This is a genomic window from Bacillus sp. LR--39, assembly GCF_053613335.1.
On the sequence record NZ_JBSIOT010001047.1, the window covers coordinates 1 to 648 of the forward strand.

Genomic DNA, 648 nt, shown 5'->3' on the forward strand with positions numbered 1-648 from the left:
CATCGCCTCAAAGGTATGTGAGCACCCGGCCGTCATCGCCGAATTATGCTGGTCGGATGACCCTGATTACATAACGGGCTATGTTGCGGCTAAAAAGCTGGGTTATCAGCGGATGACAAAGATGAAAGAGCATGGGGACGAAAGCGGCTGCCGGATTTTTTTTGTTGATGGATCAGCAGATGTAAAAAGCTGCATAGACGATTTGGAAAAACAGCCTGTATTCATTGGTCAGGAGGTAAATCATGAATCAATCATTCGTTGAGAAAAGCAAACAATATCTTTGGCTGCCTTTTACCCAAATGAAAGACTATGACGAAAACCCGCTGATCATCGAAAGCGGGCAGGGAATCAAGCTGAAAGATATCGACGGCAGGGTGTACTACGACGGATTTTCTTCAGTATGGCTCAATGTCCATGGCCATCGCAAGAAGGAACTGGATGAGGCCATCAAAAAACAGCTCGGCAAAATCGCTCATTCGACATTGCTGGGAATGACAAATGTTCCGGCGACAGAACTTGCCGAGGTGTTAATCAAGATCACGCCGGAAAATCTGACGCGTGTTTTTTATTCGGACAGCGGCGCCGCAGCAATGGAAATCGCGCTGAAGATGGCCTTTCAATATTGGAAAAACATCGGCAAGCCGGAGA

2 protein-coding genes are annotated in these 648 nt (G+C 47.2%); both read left to right on the forward strand.

Features of this window, described 5'->3' with window-relative positions:
• A partial coding sequence (locus ACWHAR_RS28325; protein ID WP_452088600.1) for a 6-carboxyhexanoate--CoA ligase occupies positions 1-262 on the forward strand: 262 nt, incomplete at its 5' end.
• Positions 243-648: aminotransferase class III-fold pyridoxal phosphate-dependent enzyme (locus tag ACWHAR_RS28330; protein ID WP_452088601.1), on the forward strand; the 406-nt coding region annotated here is incomplete at its 3' end. The genes ACWHAR_RS28325 and ACWHAR_RS28330, both read left to right, overlap by 20 nt.